Source organism: Olleya sp. YS, assembly GCF_029760915.1.
Lineage (GTDB): Bacteria > Bacteroidota > Bacteroidia > Flavobacteriales > Flavobacteriaceae > Olleya.
Window position 1 is genome coordinate 1,052,478 of sequence record NZ_CP121685.1, and the last position, 13,834, is coordinate 1,066,311.

Consider the following 13,834-nt stretch of genomic DNA (forward strand, 5'->3'; position numbering starts at 1 on the left):
ACTATGAAAGATTTCTTTTACGCTATACAAGACTTATTTGTAAATATATTATTTGCACCATATGATGCTTTAAGAGCATTAGAACTGGAAAACTGGTGGGCTGCAAATTTTATGACATGGGTTTTTGCTATTATAGGTTTAGTAGCCTTTACTTATTGGATGTTACAATTAAAATCTTTTGCTGATAATAATGAAGAAGATAAGAGTATTTCTTCTCATTCTTATCTGTAGAGGTTAAAGGTCAAAACCTATATCCTTACGATAATTCATCTTATCAAAATGTAGTTTTTCTATATTTTGGTAAGATTTTTTTATGGCTTCTTTGTACGTTTCTCCATAGCTTGTAATTGCCATAACACGACCCCCAGAAGTAACTATATTACCATCTTTTTCTTGTGCTCCTGCATGAAACACTATTGAATCTTCTATAGTTTCAATGCCAGTAATTACTTTACCTTTTTCATATGCTTCAGGATAACCACCAGATACTAGCATAACTGTTGTTGCTGCACGTTGATCAATTTCAATATCAATTTTGTCTAAGGTTTGATTGGCTACTGCTGCAAACACCTCAACCAAATCGTTTTTTAATCTTGGTAAGACAACTTCGGTTTCAGGATCACCTAAACGGACGTTATACTCTATAACTTTTGGGTCATCACTTACTTTAATTAAACCAATAAACACAAATCCTTTGTAGGGTAAATTATCTTTTTGTAAACCAGCAACAGTTGGTTTTACAATTCGCTCTTCTACTTTATTTAAAAAGGCTTCATCAGCAAAAGGTACTGGAGAGATGGCTCCCATTCCACCTGTATTTAGACCTGTATCGCCTTCACCTATTCGCTTATAATCTTTAGCAGTCGGCAAAATCTTATAGTTTTTACCATCGGTTAAAACAAAACAACTCAGTTCTATTCCGTCTAAAAATTCTTCAATCACTACTTTAGTGCTGGCTTGACCAAACTTAGCATCCACTAACATGCTTTTTAATTCGGCTTTAGCTTCATTTAAATCGTCTAAAATCACAACTCCTTTTCCTGCTGCTAATCCGTCTGCTTTTAAAACATAAGGTGGATTTAATGTTTCTAAAAACTCATAACCTTTATCTACTGTTTGGGCATCAAAACTTTGGTAAGCTGCTGTTGGAATATTGTGTCTAAACAAAAACTGTTTTGCAAATTCTTTACTACCTTCTAAGGTTGCTGCAGCTTGTTGTGGGCCAATAACAGCCACGTTTTTTAGCGCTTCGTCTGCTAAGAAAAAATCATGCACACCATGTACTAAAGGGTCTTCTGGACCAACTACAACCATAGTGATGTTATTGTTTAAAACCACCTCTTTAATGGCTTTAAAATCGGTTACACTTATTGGTACATTGTTAGCAATTTGAGCGGTTCCTGAATTACCAGGAGCAACAAAAAGTGAGCTACATTTTGGGCTTTGTTTTAGTTTCCAAGCTATAGTGTGTTCTCTTCCTCCAGAACCTAATATTAAGATATTCATGCGTTGTAGTTGTTTGCACAAAAATAGTCTTTTGAATGAAAAAATGAATGTGATTCTAGTAAAAAACCTGTCATCTATTAAGTTTTTAAAACCAAAATACAGCTTACCAAAAAAAGGAAGCATTTTTCATTATTTTTGTATTACTTTCCATAAAATTTTAAAAATTGAAACTATTTGAATGGTCATTGCGCTTAAAAGGCTTTCCTATAAATGAGGCTAAAAAAACGCTGAATGTAATTGAAAAACTTACTACAGAACAATACAACAACTATTTAAGTAAGCAGTTGTTGGCAATTGTAGACTTTCATTTAAAGCACACTCCGTTTTACAAGTCCTTATGTAAAGGTATTGATACATCTAACTGGAATGATCTTCCTGTATTAAATAAATCTAGTTTACAACAACCTTTAGACAATAGATTATCAGATAAGTATACCCCAAAAACCATTTATACCAATAAAACTTCGGGATCGTCTGGGACACCTTTTGTTTTTGCTAAAGATAATTTTGCTCATGCTATGACATGGGTTACGTTTATGCAACGTTATGGCTGGTTTAATATTGATTTAAACACGTCTAAGCAGGCACGATTTTATGGTATTCCGTTAGATACAAAAGAGTATTATAAAGAACGTTTTAAAGATTGGTTGGGTAACAGATATCGCTTTTCGGTTTTTGATTTAAGTGATGATGCATTAGAAAAAGTCTTGCGTAAATTTAAACGCACTCAATTTAATTATATTAATGGTTATACCAGTGCAATTGTACAATTTGCTAAGTTTTTAGAGCGAAAAAACATCACTTTAAAAACCATATGTCCTACATTAAATGTATGTATTGTCACTTCAGAAATGTTGTTTGATGATGACAAAAAACTACTAGAACAACAATTTGGAATTCCTATTGTTAACGAATATGGCGCAGCAGAATTAGGCTTAATTGCTTTTCAGGATAAACACAATAATTGGTTGGTTAACAGTAACCATTTGTATGTCGAAATTTTGGACGATAACAACAAACCTGTACCTTATGGACAAACTGGTAAAATAGTAATAACCGATTTATACAACAGAGCACACCCTTTTATACGTTATGAACTTGGTGATTTAGGAAGTCTATCCACAAAAAGCACATTACAACATCCTGTTTTAGAGAAGTTAACTGGACGTACTAACGATTTAGTACTATTACCTTCAGGAAAAAAAGCTACTGGATTAACTTTTTATTATATAACAAAAACTGTAATGAGCAAAGAAGCCAATGTTAAAGAATTTATTATTGAGCAACTGGAAATTGATACTTTTAGAGTTAGTTATGTCGCTACTGAAACTTTAACGGAAGCCCAAAAAGAAGCTGTACAACAAGCAGTAAATACTTATTTAGAGCCTAATTTAAAACTATATTTTGAACAAGAAACAGTTTTAAATCGTCAAAAAAGCGGGAAGTTGAAACAGTTTACTTCTTATTTGTAGAAACAATCAATTTAGACTTTCTAATAAAATGCTCCCAAATAAAAAGAATCATTCTGTAAAAGGATTTTAGCGTAGAAAATCCTAACCCTTTTTTGTAAACCAAATAATTGTATTTGAGCATTTCTAGTTTATTAGAAGATATCGAATTAGTTCTCACACGATAAAACGCTAATGACTCTTGAATACCTAAAGCAGGTTTACCAGAAGTTTTTATGGCAGCAAGCCATAATAGCCAATCTTGACGTTTTCGTAGGTTAGGAGACGTTATTTTGCCTAAATTTTTAGCATTATACATGCCTGTTAGGTTACCAATGTAATTGGTTTTTAAGTATTTGTTAAAGCTTAAACTAGGTAGTGCTTTGACTAGTTTATTTAAAGGTTGTCCTACCTCATCTATCTGCTCGTAGCTGCTGAAAGACACGTCACAATTATTGGCTTGCATAAAACTAACTTGTACTTCTAGCTTATTGGGTTTCCACAAATCATCCGCATCTAAAAAAGCTATAAAATCTCCATTTGCTTCATATATTCCTTTGTTTCTTGATACTGCTGCTCCTGCATTAGTTTGATTTTTTTGAAGTTTTATGTTTGGATGTTTAGAGATAAACTCTTCAGCTATTGTAACAGTATTATCTGTTGAGCAGTCGTCTATTAAAATAAGTTCCCAATCCGTATAGGTTTGATTTAACACGCTATTTATAGTGTCCTCAATAAAGGCTTCCGAGTTAAACATTGGTGTTATTATGGAGACTAATGGTTTCACTTTTTAGTAAGCTTCTTTTTGTCCCTTAAAGACATTAATCATGGTCTGAACTATTATTTTTAAGTCTAATACTAGTGACCAATTTTCGATATAAAAGTTATCGTATTTAACACGATTTATAATGTCTTCATCATTTTTAATTTCTCCTCTATACCCTTTAATTTGAGCTAATCCGGTAACACCTGGTTTGACGTTATGTCTAAAAATAAAATTGTATTTATCTATTTTTTTAGAATAATCATCTGTATAAGATAACATGTGCGGACGTGGTCCAACTACACTCATATCGCCTTTTAATACGTTGTAAAATTGAGGAAATTCATCCAAACTTGTTTTACGCAAAAACTTTCCGATTTTGGTTACTCGCGTATCATTTTGTGTGATGTAAGTTCCTTTTTCAATTTTATTGATTTTTAGAGATCTAAACTTATAGCAGTCAAACTCTTTGTAATTAATCCCATTTCGCTTGTGTTTGTAAAATAATGGTCCTTTAGATTCTAATTTTATTAAAATAAACAGTAATGGTGTTAACCATGATAATACTAAAACAATCATTAATAAAGCAAAAACAACATCAAAAATCCGTTTTACAAAGGTGTTAAACTCGTTATTTAAAGCCACTTCTGGCATGGATAGTACTGGCAGGTAATTATAATAATCTGTTTTAAGTCGTTTAGTTAATAGCTTATTGGTTTTTGGTATAAACTTGATGTTACAATGGTTGATTTCTGCATACTTTACGTAATCATTGACTTCCTTTTCGGTCAACTCGTCAATTGCACAATAAATTTCGTCAATACTTTTATCTTGATCTAAAAAGGTAAAACTATCTGCAATATTTCCGGTAAATTTTTGATTTTCAGAATTGGCAAATATACCTTTTAATGCATATCCTAGTTCTTTTCGTTTTGTAAATAGTTGTTTTAAATCTTGTGCACCTTCTCCTTTGCCAATAATAATGACACGTCTAACATTTCCTTTTAAAAAAGAGCGATACGTCTTTAAACCATAGTAGCTTATTAATTTTATGAACCCTATAAGTAAGAATGAATATAACAGATATTTTAATGTTGTAAATGCTTGTATATCTATACTTCTAAATACACCAATAAATGCATAAACAATAATGCCAAACACTAAAAATTGCTTTATAATAAGTGAAATGATATTTATAGCTGATGTATAACGATAAACTTGGTAGAACTTTAAAAAAGATGTAGAAATCAACCATAAAACTATAGAATAAACAATATATAATAAGTGTTTATTGTTTAAAAAGGCTGAGGAAAAAAAGTAAAGATTAGCTTCGTTGAAATTGAAAAAATAAAACGCTAAAACATTAATGACAGTAATATCAATAATGATAAGAAAAGGTCTTAGTAGCCAAGAGTATCTTCCGCGTTTATACTCCATATATTATCACTTATTATAACTTGAAAAATCTTTATGCTCACTTTTATGAAGTTCTTCTTCTGTTAAGTTTTTAAAGTAGTCGAAGGTTTTTTTCATACCCTCTTCACGACCTACTTTGGGCTCCCATTGTAGTAGTTTTTTTGCTAAAGTAATATCTGGTTGACGTTGCATTGGATCGTCGACAGGTAAATCTTTATAAATAACTTTTTGTGTCGTTCCTGTAAGTTTAATGATTTCTTCAGCAAAATCTTTTATAGAGATCTCGTGTGGATTTCCAATGTTTACTGGGTTAGGGTAATCGCTTAATAACAATCTATAAATACCGTCTACTTGGTCTGTTACATAACAAAACGATCTGGTTTGACTACCGTCACCAAACACAGTTAAGTCTTCACCACGAAGCGCTTGACCCATAAACGCAGGAATAACACGACCATCATTAAGACGCATTCTTGGACCATAGGTATTAAAAATTCTAACAATACGTGTTTCTAATCCATGAAACCTATGATATGCCATAGTAATAGATTCTTGAAAACGTTTAGCCTCATCATACACACCTCTAGGTCCAATAGTATTTACGTTACCATAATAGTCTTCCGTTTGTGGATGTACTAAAGGGTCACCATACACTTCGGAGGTTGAAGCTATTAGTAATCTTGCGTTTTTTGCTTTGGCTAAACCTAATAAATTGTGTGTCCCTAAACTTCCCACTTTTAAAGTTTGAATAGGGATTTTTAAGTAATCAATAGGGCTTGCTGGTGATGCAAAATGTAATATATAATCTAAGTCACCTTCTATATTGATATAGTTAGTAACATCATGCTGAATAAATAAAAAGTTTGAATTTGAGGATAAATGTGCAATATTTTTAGAGTCTCCTGTTATAAAATTATCCATTCCTATAACAAAGTAACCTTCGTTAATAAATCGGTCACATAAATGTGATCCTAAAAATCCTGCCGCACCTGTAATTAAAACTTTTTTCTGGCTCATTATCTTCCTATTGATACGTATTTAAACCCTTCATTTTTAACATCGTTAACATCGTATAAATTACGACCATCAAAAATGGTAGTACTTGCCATTAATGATTTCATTTTAGAGAAATTTGGTGTTCTAAAAATACTCCACTCTGTAGATATGACTAGTGCATCAGCATCTTTTAAAGCGTCATACATGCTATCTGCAAATTGTATTTTATCTCCTAATTTACGTTTTACATTTGGCATTGCTTCTGGGTCAAATGCAGAAATTTTACAACCAGCTTCTAATAATGCATCTATCATATAAAGGGAAGGTGCTTCACGTATATCATCTGTTTCTGGTTTAAAAGCTAATCCCCAAATAGCAATTTTTTTACCTTGTAGATTATTATTGAAATGGTTTTCTATTTTAGGAATCAAAACCAGTTTTTGTCTAGCATTAACATTGATTACAGCATCTAGAATCTTGAAGTTGTAATTATTATCTAATCCAGACTTATGTAAAGCTTTGACATCTTTTGGGAAACATGAGCCACCATATCCAATGCCAGGAAATAGAAATCGTTTGCCTATACGAGAGTCAGTACCCATTCCTATTCTAACTTTATCGACGTCAGCACCAACTTTTTCACAAAAATTAGCTATCTCGTTCATAAAGGTGATTTTAGCTGCTAAGAAAGCATTAGAGGCGTATTTGGTTAGCTCTGCAGACTTCTCGTCCATAACAATTATAGGGTTTCCTGAGCGTACGTAAGGCTTATACAGTTTTTCCATTAACTTGGTTGCGCGCTCACTACTAGATCCTACAACAATACGTTCTGGTTTTAAAAAGTCATCTACAGCAAATCCTTCGCGCAGAAACTCTGGGTTAGAAACTACATCAAAATCTACTTTAGCATTTTTAGAAATAGCTTCTTTGACTTTATCTGACGTACCTACAGGAACTGTACTTTTATCGACAATAACTTTATAGTCTTTAATTAGCTTACCAATATTATCTGCAACACCAAGTATATATTTTAAATCTGCAGATCCGTCCTCATCTTCTGGAGTTGGTAATGCTAAAAATATAATATCGCCATGCTCTAAACCCTCTTCTAGGCTAGTGGAAAATTTAAGTCTGTTGGCTTTAATATTTCTTTCAAATAAAACATCTAAATGTGGTTCGTAAATAGGCACCACACCGTCTTGCATTTGTTTTACTTTATTTTCGTCTATATCTATACATAATACTTCGTTTCCTGTTTCTGCTAGACATGTACCAGTTACTAAGCCTACGTAACCTGTACCAATTACTGCTATTTTCATTTATCTTAAACTATCTTTTTATCAAAAATTTCAAAATCAGAATTCATGCTTAAAAACTCAGGAACTATGTCTTTCATTTTTTTAACTAATGCATTTTTTTCGTCTTCTTTTGCAAGTGCAATTAACTCGTGTATATCTTTATTAATTTCTGTATGTGTACAATTTTCTACCTTTGCAATCATAATTTTATTGTTATATGTAGGTAAGGTAGTTGACTTATCGCTAAGCAATTCTTCATATAATTTTTCTCCAGGTCTTAAACCTACTACCTTTATATCTATATCCTTATATGGAACAAATCCTGCCAAACGGATGATTTTTTTTGCTAAGTCTATAATTTTAACAGCCTCTCCCATATCAAAAATAAATATCTCTCCTCCATTACCCATTGCTCCAGCTTCTAGAACAAGTTGACAAGCTTCCGGAATAGTCATAAAATATCTTATGATATCTGGATGAGTTATTGTTAACGGTCCGCCTTCTTCTATCTGTCTTTTAAACAATGGTACAACAGACCCATTACTACCTAATACATTACCAAATCTTGTCGTAACAAATTGTGTGTTGCTTTTACTGTCTGCTAGTACTTTGTGTTGTAATGCTTGAACGTAAATTTCTGCAATACGTTTAGAAGCACCCATGACATTACTTGGATTTACCGCTTTGTCTGTAGATACCATCACAAATTTTTCAGCTTTAAAGCGATGTGATAGATCTGCTACGTTTTTTGTTCCTAAAACGTTAGCAAAAACAGCTTCAGAAGGGTGTTTTTCCATTAGCGGTACATGTTTGTAGGCTGCAGCATGATAAACAACTTGAGGTTTATGTGTTTTAAAAACCTCTTCTAACACATCCGCTTTTCTAACATCTGCAATTATAGCTTCAAAACTTATGTCTGGAAAATCATGTTTAATCTCTAACTGAATGTTGTATAGAGGTGACTCCGCTTGGTCAAGTATTAATAATTTACTTGGTTTATAATTAGCAACTTGTCTAACAATTTCGCTTCCTATAGATCCTGCTCCACCTGTAACTAAAATACATTTGTTAAAAATTTCTTTTGCAACTAATTTATTATCTAGTTTAATGGGTTCTCTTTCTAAGATGTCTTCAATTTGAATTTTTTGAATCTGATTGGACAGATTGGTATTCTTTTCTATATCAGAAATTAGTGGTGCTCTAAAAACTTTAAAATTATATTCTAAACAGTTGTCTACTATTTTAATGTTTTCTTCTTTGGTAAGTGAGCTGTCCGCAATAATCAACGCTTGCGCATTATAAATTCTTAATAATACTGCGGTTTTACGATTAAGATGAATAATTGGTAACCCTAGTATTTCTTTACTCTTATTTTTACCATCTTTGTCAATAAAGCCAAGTATTTTATAGCGTGATGGGTTCTCTGATTTTAATGCACTAGCTATAGCTATGGCATTTTCTCCTGTTCCGTAAATCAAAACATTTAGTCTTGCTTCTTCATCATTATAACGTTGATAGACTTGAAATACTTGTTTTACTAGTATTCTAAATAAAAATAGTCCGCAAAATGATACAATCGAATAAATAAATAATTGTGGAATAGAAAACAACTCCTTGCCAATAATAAACAAATAACCATAATACACAGCTAGTGCAGTGATTAAAGTCGCTATAGAGGCTAAAAAGAATTTAGCAGCATCTATAAAGGTTGAATGCCTTATCAGTCCTGCATAAGTCCTAAATAATACAAAAAACAAAATGTTTATAGTAACAATTACAATCTCCTCTGTTGAAAAGCCAAGACTAAAAAATGCTGCCTTTTGAATTTTACTTACGATTATTTTAGTAAAAAACGAAGCAATAAGGAGTATGGCTATGTCAAAACATAAAATTGCCCATCTTGGAAGATAGTTAATGTTTTTAAAATCTATTTTTTTTCTACTAGATTCTAAAACTTGAAATAAGGCTTGTTTTAGTTGTTTAAGCATTTGGGTCTTTATAAAAACAGATAGCAAATATCTTAAATTATAATGACAATATAATCAAAATTATACTTAAAGCCTTTATTTTAGGGAATTGTAATCTATTTTAGGTTAGATTTTTTACTACTGTAGCTATTCTTTCTAAATCATTATTAGATAAGTTTGAGCCACTTGGTAAGCAAAGTCCAGTTTTAAACAGCTCTTCGCTTAATCCATCTCCATAGTAAGGTTGATTACTAAAAATTGGCTGTAAATGCATTGGTTTCCAGAGCGGTCTCGTCTCTATATTTTCTCCAGTCATAGCCTCTTGAAATTGAGTAATGCTGAATGGCGCATTTTTATTAATTAAAATGCAGCTTAACCAAAAGTTTGAATAAAAATCTGATGAAGGTTCTTTTTGAACCTCTACACCATCTATGCTTTTGAATAGGTCTACATAAAACTGATTCATTTTTCGTCTAAGGTTAACATGTTTGTCTAAAACTTCCATTTGACCTCTTCCAATTCCAGCACTTATATTACTCATTCTGTAATTATATCCTATTTTAGAATGCTCATAATGTGGTGCATTGTCTCTTGCTTGTGTTGCGTAGAATATAGTTTGATTTTTATCTTTTTCTGAGTTGCAAACCATTGCTCCACCTCCAGAGGTGGTAATAATTTTATTTCCATTAAAAGATAATATGGAAAAATCGCCAAATGTCCCACATTTTTGACCTTTATAAGTTGACCCTAAAGCTTCAGCTGCATCTTCAATAATTGGAATTTGATACTTGTTGGCGACTTCTAATAGCTCGTCTATTTTAGAAGGCATGCCATATAGATGTACTATAATAATAGCTTTAGGTTTTTTACCATTATTCATTCTATCTTTAATAGCCTTTTCAAGATGCTTAGGACACATGTTCCATGTGTCAGATTCGCTATCTACAAAAACTGGGTTTGCGCCTTGATAGGTTATTGGGTTTGCAGAGCCACAAAAGGTAAATGTTTGACAAATAACCTCATCGTTTAAACCCACTCCTAACTGAACCAATGCTAAATGTATTGCAGCTGTACCAGAAGAAAGGCACGCCACATGTTTATTTTGATTTAGATAAGTTTCTAAGTCTTTTTCAAATCCTGATACATTTGGACCTAATGGTGCTATCCAATTGGTGTCAAAAGCTTCTTTAATATATGATTGTTCATTTCCTCCCATATGTGGTGAGGATAGCCATATTTTATCTTTCATCTTTAAATAAATGTTTTAATAATATATTTAATGTCCTTGAAAAAGCTATAGTTATGTATATATGCTTTATTAATTTCAACCTTTTTAGGCCATATTACTTCTCTGTTATAGATTTCTGGGTTCTCTTGGTTTGCCAAAAGGTTTTCTTCATCCTTAAAAAAAATTGATGCTGGTCCAGTAATACCTGGTTTTATGGTTAATATAATTCTATCATCGCCTTGTAGTTGATCTGCAAACCCTTGTACGTCTGGTCTAGGACCAACTAAACTCATATCGCCCAAAAACACATTGATTAATTGAGGAAGCTCGTCTATTTTTGATCTTCTCCAAAAATTACCAATTTTTGTTATTCTAGGGTCTTTTATAGTGGACACTGTGGTATTTACACCTTCAACGTTTTTCATACTTCTTAATTTGAAGACCTTGAATATTTTACCATGTTGACCCACTCTTTTTTGTTTAAAAAAACCACTTAACTTAGTGTCAAATCTAGCAATGATAGCTGCAATTATTATAATCCAACCAACCAATATTAAACCAATAGTAGATACTATAATGTCAAATAATCGCTTAATAAATTTATCAGATTTTTTCAATTTTTGATATAATTTTTTTGGTAAAAGTAACTATTTAAAAAAGCAAATAATAAGATCCCATTTAATCTAATAAGATAATTCTCTGTTAGAAAACCTAATATAAAAATGATGAGAAATGACACATACGTTAAATCTCTTTGCTTAATGCCTAAAACTAAGTTATTAAAAAGCATATACAATAAGGCCAAAAGTGCAAATATACCAGCAGAAAACATTGTAGATAAGTAAACGTTATGAGATGTATAAGATTTTAAGTATTTGTTTTGAAAATTTTTAACCTCAAAACAATAATCTGTAAGCAGGCTTTTTTCATATCCAATACCATAGCCTAATAAGGGGCTTCTCGAGATTAGCTCAACACTACATTTTTGTACTTGATACCTTACACCTAAAACTGTTTTGGCACTAAAATTACTTACATAATATTGCACTGGATGTTCAAAAATGCGTCCTAATTTGTTGTTGTTTGATACTTTAAAAAGAAGAAAAAACAATAATAGCATTGATATTAATGTAATTACTTTAAATCTCACTGTTTTAATTTTAAAAAATAAAAAGAACGGAATTATTAATAGATTTAATAAAAAAATTATTCTTGAATTAAGAATTAAAGAGAAAACTAAAAAAAAGCCTATTAAAAAAACAGCTAGTACTTTGTATTGTATTGCTTTTGGCTTAGTTATATAATTTGCCAAAAACACACATGCCAATAAATTATTTATAGCAATGTAAGTTGCATGCCAATCTTTATAATCTAAACTATTGGATATTTCAATAAAATAAGAGGTGTTAAAAAAAGCTGATGGTTGATTTATAAAATCTTGTATTAAATTAAGTTTAACAATAAAATATATAACAACTAATATATTAGAGCCAATAAAAACAATTGTCATGTACTTAATTAACCTATTTGGAATTTTAATAGCGTAGATTAAAATTATTGGCATTAACAGCAGACCTATTTGTCTTATTAAAAAATCAGCTCCTGTTGACTTTAGCGGAGAATATAAAATAGAAACCACTAATAACAAATAAAATAAACAATTGACTAATAACGGTTTACAACCTATCTTAATATAGTTTACTTTGATGTTTTTAAGATTTAAAAATATTGATGATGAAAAAAAAAGTAATGATAAAATTGATAAAATCTTGATGTTTAAAATAGGAAAAAAGGACAATAGAAATAATAGCAAGTAAGGCAGCTGTTCTATTTTTTTAATGAAATCAAGATTATAAGTCCTCATGAATTAAGGTAGATCATTAATTTTAACCAAATTTACTGCATTGGTTTTAAAGTCGTAAACAGCAAATGAAGCATCGCCTTTCCATCCCATTACTTCTCCAGGGTTAATCAACCATGTTTGGTTTATTAGTTCAATATTAGATTCGTGTGTGTGTCCGCATAGAACCAAGTCATAATCTCCAGATTTAGCCAATGCGTTTGCATAAAATGGATAGTGTGTCATTGCTATCTTTTTACTATTTAATTCTATAACAGCATATTCACTATTTAATTTAAGATTATTATATTTATTAAATGCTAGGTGTTGAATTGTAAATCGGTCTGCATCTCCATTACCAAATACGCAATACGTTAATATTCCACTGTTTCCTATAACTTTTGCAGGAATTGGAGAGCAAAAGTCTCCGCAAAAAAAGGTGTGTTCAATATTATGGTTTTTAAAATATTGAAGCGTCTTTTCTAAATTAGAAATATGATCATGTATATCTGAGTAAATTCCAATTTTCATAATACTAATTACTTTGGCATGTGTTGTTTATAAGAGTTTTCTAAATCTACAATAAATGCATGAGAAGGATACTGGTCTTTGACCTCTTGAGATGGTAATTCCATGTACTTTTTACCATATCTAATTGATAAATAGTTTTCCACGTTTGAAAAAACAGGTAATGATAATGTTTCAAACTTTACGTGCTTACCTTGACCTATTAAGCTTCGTTTAAAAGACGTACGTTTAAATGGTGCTCTTCCAAAAAAATGTCCCAAGTACTTAGTCTCTTTTTTATTTAAGCTTCTTATAAAATTAAGTAAACCTTTTTTAATAGGACCTCGTATACATACTTTAGCTAAAGATATAGCTATTTTTTTTGTTCTACTATCTGTTAAATAGCCTTTCTCTCCTAATGCTTTAGCATTAACTATTCTTGCGGCTAAATATTGCAGATATCTTAAGTTCTTATTTTCAAAAGTATTATTTAAACACATGATATCTATAAATAATCCATGGTGCATGTCTCTGCCTACAGAATCTTTTTCGATATAAGTAGTGCCATTCATTCTAATTTTACTAAAAAACAACGGAAACTCTTTTGTGTCTTCTTCTTGAAAATAATAAAGATTTGTATCTAATTTTTCCTTTACTAAAGCTTTAAATTTTGTGTAGTTTTTGTAATCCATAAAGGTGTCATAATCATCATCCCAAGGGATAAACCCTTTATGTCTCATAGCGCCAAGAGCAGTACCACCCATAAGATAATACTCAATATTGTTTTCTTTACAAAATTTGTCAAAGTAATTAGCTAAAACCAGTAGTTTAGAGTGTATTGCTTTAAGCTCTTCATCAGTCATAT

Annotated in this window: 13 protein-coding genes; 2 read left to right on the forward strand and 11 right to left on the reverse strand. The window is 31.1% G+C overall.

Annotated elements, in window-relative coordinates:
- The first annotated feature begins 3 nt into the window (after nt 1–3).
- A complete protein-coding gene (locus Ollyesu_RS04910; protein ID WP_279302684.1) occupies nt 4–231 on the forward strand; it encodes a uracil phosphoribosyltransferase in 228 nt (75 codons plus the stop codon).
- A 3-nt stretch (nt 232–234) separates the two neighbouring features.
- Here the strand turns inward: Ollyesu_RS04910 and purD are convergent, their stop codons facing one another.
- Nucleotides 235–1,506 (reverse strand): phosphoribosylamine--glycine ligase, encoded by a 1,272-nt coding sequence (purD, locus tag Ollyesu_RS04915; protein WP_279302685.1) that lies wholly within the window; start codon nt 1,504–1,506, stop codon nt 235–237.
- 164 nt (nt 1,507–1,670) lie between these two features.
- On the opposite strand from purD, the gene Ollyesu_RS04920 reads away from it, so the two are divergent.
- Nucleotides 1,671–2,978 carry a phenylacetate--CoA ligase family protein gene (locus tag Ollyesu_RS04920; protein WP_279302686.1) on the forward strand — a complete coding sequence of 436 codons (1,308 nt, stop codon included), beginning with the start codon at nt 1,671–1,673 and terminating at the stop codon, nt 2,976–2,978.
- Here Ollyesu_RS04920 and Ollyesu_RS04925 read toward each other — a convergent pair.
- The 10 genes from Ollyesu_RS04925 to Ollyesu_RS04970 form a co-directional block, all read right to left on the reverse strand.
- Complete coding sequence (locus Ollyesu_RS04925) at nt 2,962–3,741, reverse strand: glycosyltransferase family 2 protein (protein ID WP_279302687.1); 780 nt, start codon at nt 3,739–3,741, stop codon at nt 2,962–2,964. The two genes, Ollyesu_RS04920 and Ollyesu_RS04925, sit on opposite strands and share 17 nt — an antisense overlap.
- Nucleotides 3,742–3,744: 3 nt before the next feature.
- Nucleotides 3,745–5,154, reverse strand: coding sequence for an exopolysaccharide biosynthesis polyprenyl glycosylphosphotransferase (locus tag Ollyesu_RS04930; protein ID WP_279302688.1), 1,410 nt, complete (start codon nt 5,152–5,154; stop codon nt 3,745–3,747).
- Nucleotides 5,155–5,160: 6 nt separating this feature from the next.
- On the reverse strand, nt 5,161–6,150 hold the full coding sequence (locus Ollyesu_RS04935; RefSeq protein ID WP_279302689.1) for an SDR family oxidoreductase: 990 nt from the start codon (nt 6,148–6,150) through the stop codon (nt 5,161–5,163).
- Nucleotides 6,150–7,448, reverse strand: a complete 1,299-nt coding sequence (locus Ollyesu_RS04940; RefSeq protein ID WP_279302690.1) for a UDP-glucose/GDP-mannose dehydrogenase family protein — start codon at nt 7,446–7,448, stop codon at nt 6,150–6,152. The genes Ollyesu_RS04935 and Ollyesu_RS04940 overlap by 1 nt, the downstream gene beginning before the upstream one ends.
- A gap of 5 nt (nt 7,449–7,453) precedes the next feature.
- Entirely contained in the window at nt 7,454–9,415 is a 1,962-nt protein-coding gene (locus tag Ollyesu_RS04945; RefSeq protein ID WP_279302691.1) for a nucleoside-diphosphate sugar epimerase/dehydratase, read from the reverse strand.
- 100 nt (nt 9,416–9,515) lie between these two features.
- Nucleotides 9,516–10,643 (reverse strand): DegT/DnrJ/EryC1/StrS family aminotransferase, encoded by a 1,128-nt coding sequence (locus Ollyesu_RS04950; RefSeq protein ID WP_279302692.1) that lies wholly within the window; start codon nt 10,641–10,643, stop codon nt 9,516–9,518.
- A gap of 2 nt (nt 10,644–10,645) precedes the next feature.
- Nucleotides 10,646–11,239, reverse strand: coding sequence for a sugar transferase (locus Ollyesu_RS04955; protein WP_279302693.1), 594 nt, complete (start codon nt 11,237–11,239; stop codon nt 10,646–10,648).
- Nucleotides 11,236–12,486 carry an O-antigen ligase family protein gene (locus Ollyesu_RS04960; RefSeq protein WP_279302694.1) on the reverse strand — a complete coding sequence of 417 codons (1,251 nt, stop codon included), beginning with the start codon at nt 12,484–12,486 and terminating at the stop codon, nt 11,236–11,238. The genes Ollyesu_RS04955 and Ollyesu_RS04960 overlap by 4 nt, the downstream gene beginning before the upstream one ends.
- A 3-nt stretch (nt 12,487–12,489) precedes the next feature.
- Nucleotides 12,490–12,993, reverse strand: coding sequence for a metallophosphoesterase (locus Ollyesu_RS04965; protein WP_279302695.1), 504 nt, complete (start codon nt 12,991–12,993; stop codon nt 12,490–12,492).
- A gap of 8 nt (nt 12,994–13,001) precedes the next feature.
- On the reverse strand, nt 13,002–13,832 hold the full coding sequence (locus Ollyesu_RS04970) for a LicD family protein (protein ID WP_279302696.1): 831 nt from the start codon (nt 13,830–13,832) through the stop codon (nt 13,002–13,004).
- Nucleotides 13,833–13,834 lie beyond the last annotated feature (2 nt).

Coding starts and splice junctions, on each gene's coding strand:
- Ollyesu_RS04910 (WP_279302684.1), top strand. CDS start 4: ATGAAAGATTTCTTTTACGCTATACAAGACTTATTTGTAAATATATTA.
- purD (WP_279302685.1), bottom strand. CDS start 1,506: ATGAATATCTTAATATTAGGTTCTGGAGGAAGAGAACACACTATAGCT.
- Ollyesu_RS04930 (WP_279302688.1), bottom strand. CDS start 5,154: ATGGAGTATAAACGCGGAAGATACTCTTGGCTACTAAGACCTTTTCTT.
- Ollyesu_RS04935 (WP_279302689.1), bottom strand. CDS start 6,150: ATGAGCCAGAAAAAAGTTTTAATTACAGGTGCGGCAGGATTTTTAGGA.
- Ollyesu_RS04940 (WP_279302690.1), bottom strand. CDS start 7,448: ATGAAAATAGCAGTAATTGGTACAGGTTACGTAGGCTTAGTAACTGGT.
- Ollyesu_RS04945 (WP_279302691.1), bottom strand. CDS start 9,415: ATGCTTAAACAACTAAAACAAGCCTTATTTCAAGTTTTAGAATCTAGT.
- Ollyesu_RS04950 (WP_279302692.1), bottom strand. CDS start 10,643: ATGAAAGATAAAATATGGCTATCCTCACCACATATGGGAGGAAATGAA.
- Ollyesu_RS04960 (WP_279302694.1), bottom strand. CDS start 12,486: ATGAGGACTTATAATCTTGATTTCATTAAAAAAATAGAACAGCTGCCT.
- Ollyesu_RS04965 (WP_279302695.1), bottom strand. CDS start 12,993: ATGAAAATTGGAATTTACTCAGATATACATGATCATATTTCTAATTTA.
- Ollyesu_RS04970 (WP_279302696.1), bottom strand. CDS start 13,832: ATGACTGATGAAGAGCTTAAAGCAATACACTCTAAACTACTGGTTTTA.